We start from the raw sequence: 4,133 nt of genomic DNA on the forward strand, positions 1-4,133 counted from the left end.
GGGGAACAACTCTCCCAGGAGGATTATTCCGTCATGCTCGATTACCTTACAGATGCTATGACATCGGCTGAAAACAAACTCAAGGAAATCGGCGATGACAAGGAGAAACTGAAAGATTTCGAAACTCAGATGGACAAGAACTATCCTTACTCCGAGACTTTCATGAAGAACCTCTCTTCGGCTAAAGACCTTGATGATGCCAACAAAAAGAAGTTGCAGGAACTCTTCGCCAAGGCAATAACTATCTCCATGCAGATGTCAGGAAGATAACCTTCTCCTGTCAAACAGACAGAAAGGCTGCAATCCCGCGGGATTGCAGCCTTTCAATATTTATCAGTCCGGCTGACCAAGGTCAGCTCTTTCTGTCTGTCATGTCCGGAATGTCTCACTCCGCAGGACGCTGGATTCCATCTTTCTCGCAACGCTTTGTCATTGCCTTGATACGCGCCTCTGTTTCGGGATGCGATGAAAACATCTTGTCCATATAGCTCATCTTGACACCGCCGTCCTGCTCCATCTTCCGGAACTTCTCGAACGCCATCACCATACCCCACGGATTGCGGCCTTTGGAAACGAGGAAGTCATAACCGCAGTTGTCTGCCTCACGCTCCTGTTTCTGAGAGAACTTGGCGCCGATAAGCGACTCGCCGAGCGCACCGAGCTGAGAATCTGTCAGAGCCGCCACGGTATTGTTGGCTGCACCCGCCGCATCTTTCAGCGCACCGGTGAGAAGAGACTGACGGAACGCATTCTTTGAATGACGCTTCATAACATGACCGATCTCATGACCGATGATACCCATAAGCTCGTCATCGCTCATGATATCCATGAGAGAAGAGAATACGCGGACGCTGCCGTCGGGGCAGGCAAACGCGTTGATGTCGATGACATGATATACCTTGAAGTTCAATGGAATTCCATCAGCATCGGTTATACCTTCGGTAAGCTTGCGAAGACGCTGAGTGTAGGGATTGTCTTCCGGCAAAACAGGATTGTGCTTGTCCATCCAGTCAACAGACTCCTTTACATATGCCGCCATCTGGGCATCGGTAAGAGTGGCTGCCTGAACCGCTTTCGCGCCGGCGCTCACAGCTTTCTTAAGATTGAACTGAGCCATGGCTGGCATGGCGCAAAATAGCATGAGAGATGCTAAAAACAAATTTATCGCTGATTTTTTCATAATTGGAAAATTATATAATTTTGCTTAAATTTCTTTTACAAAATTAAATCAACTTAAAAAAATGAGCAAATTTTCAGCAAAAAATTTTAGCAGAGCAGTGATAGCGGGAATATTGATATTCCTTGGCATCGCAACATATGGAGGAGCCATGTATCTACACGACAAAACGATCGTGACATGGTGGATACCGGCTGCAATTTCATTTCTTCTTGCCGGAATTTCAGGATTGACCATGTGGCGGTTATGGCGTAGGCTAACAGATTCAAAGTCATTTGTATTCAACTATATCTGTCACCTTGCCCTTTCATGCGGCATCTTCCTATTCGCTATCTATTTTTTCAATTACACTTATGCAAAAGAATCCACGACACATACCGAAAATGTTTTAGTGGATAAAAAATTCACCAAGATACGACACCACCGCCAGCGTGTGTCACGTCGCTCCTACCGCCAAGGGAATCCTTACAAGGTATATTATTTCGACTTGAAATTTGAAAATGGCAAAGAGAAGACAGTCTCCGTCTCTTCATCCCGTTACAACCGGACCCGCAGCGGCTCCTCAATCCCATTGACTATCAAAACAGGACTCTTCGGATTGCCGGTGGTATATGGTGTGTAGTTTTCGGTTTTCGGTTTTGGGTTTTCAGAGATAACGACCGGTGTTTTTCAGTTTTCAGAGATTGGGATATTAGGGTTCCGTTTTTAGGGTTTCGTTTTGGGAAGAGAGTCTATGTTTAAACAGGTTTATGACCCAAGCCATTAAGAGCTTGTTTAAAAAGCAAAGTGAATTTGGGGACGTAGGCTTGGAGCTGGTTTCTTCTTGAGGTGAAGGAGCATCGCGGGCTGTGAGACCGAGGATACCCCAAGAAAACAGCCATAAAAGACATCCGGGAAGCCGCAAGATTCATCATACAAATAATTTCGAATTAAATTTAAACAGTTTCTAAGGAATCTTTGGAGAAAATTTTGTCGTAAACAAAAAAAACACTAACTTTGCAGAGCTTATGCGCACACGCGTAAGCAACTGAGATATATACATTTTTATTTATTAACCATTTTTTGCGTCCTGCCCCCGGAGAATTCATACACATGATTCCCCGTTCTTGGAAAGACGCACAAACAAAACACCACAGTTCATTTATAATGGCTGAAACAAAAGTACAGACCGCCATCGAAGACTTCGACTGGGAAGCATACGAGAATGGCGAGACAGCTGGTTCGAAGAACCGTCAGGAACTTACCAATACTTATGACGAGTCTCTTAAGACAGCTAAAGAAAACGAGGTAGTGACCGGCACAGTGAAGTCTATCTCAAAACGCGAGGTTCGCGTTGACATAGGCATGAAATCAGACGCCATCATCCCCGTTAGCGAATTCCGCTACAATCCCGACCTCAAGGTAGGCGACGAAGTGGAAGTTTACATCGAGACCCTTGAAGACAAAAACGGTCAGCTCCGTCTTTCCCACAAGAAAGCTTGCCAGACACGCAGCTGGGATCGCGTCAACGAGGCTCTTGAGAAAGATGAAATCATCAAGGGTTATGTCAAGAGCCGCACCAAGGGCGGTATGATCGTTGACGTATTCGGAATCGAGGCGTTCCTTCCCGGTTCTCAGATCGATGTTCGCCCGATCCGCGACTACGATGTATTCGTTGACAAGACCATGGAATTCAAGGTTGTCAAGATCAACCAGGAATACAAGAATGTTGTTGTGAGCCACAAGGCACTCATCGAGGCAGAGCTCGAACAGCAGAAGAAAGAAATCATCTCCAAACTGGAGAAAGGTCAGGTGCTCGAGGGCAAAGTCAAGAACATCACACCCTACGGAGTATTCGTTGACCTCGGTGGTGTTGACGGTCTCGTTCACATCACAGACCTCAGCTGGGGCCGCGTATCCGATCCCCGCGAAGTCGTTGAGCTTGATCAGGACATCAAAGTCGTTATCATCGATTTCGATGATGAGAAAAAACGCATAGCTCTCGGTCTCAAGCAGCTTATGCCCCATCCCTGGGATAATCTTGATGCCAATCTCAAAGTTGGCGACCACGTTCACGGCAAGGTTGTCGTTATGGCTGACTACGGTGCATTCGTTGAGGTGCAGCCGGGCGTAGAGGGTCTTGTTCACGTAAGCGAGATGAGCTGGAGCCAGCACCTCCGCAGCGCTCAGGACTTCCTCAAGGTTGGTGACGAGATCGAAGCTGTTGTCCTCACTCTCGACCGCGACGAGCGTAAGATGAGCCTCGGTCTCAAACAGCTTAAGAACGATCCCTGGGAGAACATCGAAGAGAAATATGCAATCGGCAGCCGCCACACAGCAAAAGTCCGCAACTTCACCAACTTCGGTGTATTCGTTGAAATCGAAGAGGGCGTTGACGGTCTTATCCACATCTCCGACCTCTCCTGGGCCAAGAAAATCAAACACCCCTCAGTGTTCACTCAGGTCGGCAATGACATCGAGGTGCAGGTTCTTGAGATCGACAAAGACAACCGTCGTCTTTCTCTCGGTCACAAGCAGCTCGAAGAGAATCCCTGGGATGTATTCGAGACAGTATACACTGTGGGCTCTATCCACGAAGGAACAATCACCGAGGTTATGGACAAGGGTGCGGTTATCTCACTCCCCCACGGTGTTGAAGGATTCGCAACTCCCAAGCATCTCGTAAAAGAGGATGGCACACAAGCTAAACTCAACGAGAAACTTGACTTCAAGGTAATCGAGTTCAACAAAGACAGCAAACGTATCATCCTCAGCCACAGCCGCATCGCAGAAGATGCCAACAAGCCGGAACGCCGCGAGAAACCCGCAGCACGCAAGGCTCCCAAGGCAGCTGAGACTGCTGCAGCTCCCGCAATCGAGAAAACCACACTCGGTGATCTCGGCGCGCTTCAGGCTCTCAAAGAGCAGATGCAGCAGCAGGAGAAGAAAGGTTAATCTCCTTTCACAAGCCATAAAG

General features: G+C 47.7%; 4 protein-coding genes. 3 read left to right on the top strand and 1 reads right to left on the bottom strand.

Features of this window, described 5'->3' with window-relative positions; all coding sequences use genetic code 11:
• On the top strand, positions 1–270 hold a 270-nt coding region (locus tag JX312_RS09905; RefSeq protein ID WP_204457876.1), incomplete at its 5' end, for a hypothetical protein.
• Positions 271–385: 115 nt separating this feature from the next.
• Here the strand turns inward: JX312_RS09905 and JX312_RS09910 are convergent.
• Entirely contained in the window at positions 386–1,180 is a 795-nt protein-coding gene (locus tag JX312_RS09910; RefSeq protein ID WP_204457877.1) for a M48 family metallopeptidase, read from the bottom strand.
• A gap of 61 nt (positions 1,181–1,241) precedes the next feature.
• Here JX312_RS09910 and JX312_RS09915 point away from each other — a divergent pair, with 61 nt between their 5' ends.
• On the top strand, positions 1,242–1,799 hold the full coding sequence (locus JX312_RS09915; RefSeq protein WP_204457878.1) for a hypothetical protein: 558 nt from the start codon (positions 1,242–1,244) through the stop codon (positions 1,797–1,799).
• Between the two features lie 524 nt (positions 1,800–2,323).
• A complete protein-coding gene (gene rpsA, locus JX312_RS09920; protein ID WP_204457879.1) occupies positions 2,324–4,111 on the top strand; it encodes a 30S ribosomal protein S1 in 1,788 nt (595 codons plus the stop codon).
• Positions 4,112–4,133: the final 22 nt, after the last annotated feature.

The sequence above is a fragment of the Barnesiella sp. CU968 genome, assembly GCF_905219685.1.
Lineage (GTDB): Bacteria > Bacteroidota > Bacteroidia > Bacteroidales > Muribaculaceae > Lepagella > Lepagella muris_A.

Coding starts and splice junctions, on each gene's coding strand:
- JX312_RS09910 (WP_204457877.1), bottom strand. CDS start 1,180: ATGAAAAAATCAGCGATAAATTTGTTTTTAGCATCTCTCATGCTATTT.
- JX312_RS09915 (WP_204457878.1), top strand. CDS start 1,242: ATGAGCAAATTTTCAGCAAAAAATTTTAGCAGAGCAGTGATAGCGGGA.
- rpsA (WP_204457879.1), top strand. CDS start 2,324: ATGGCTGAAACAAAAGTACAGACCGCCATCGAAGACTTCGACTGGGAA.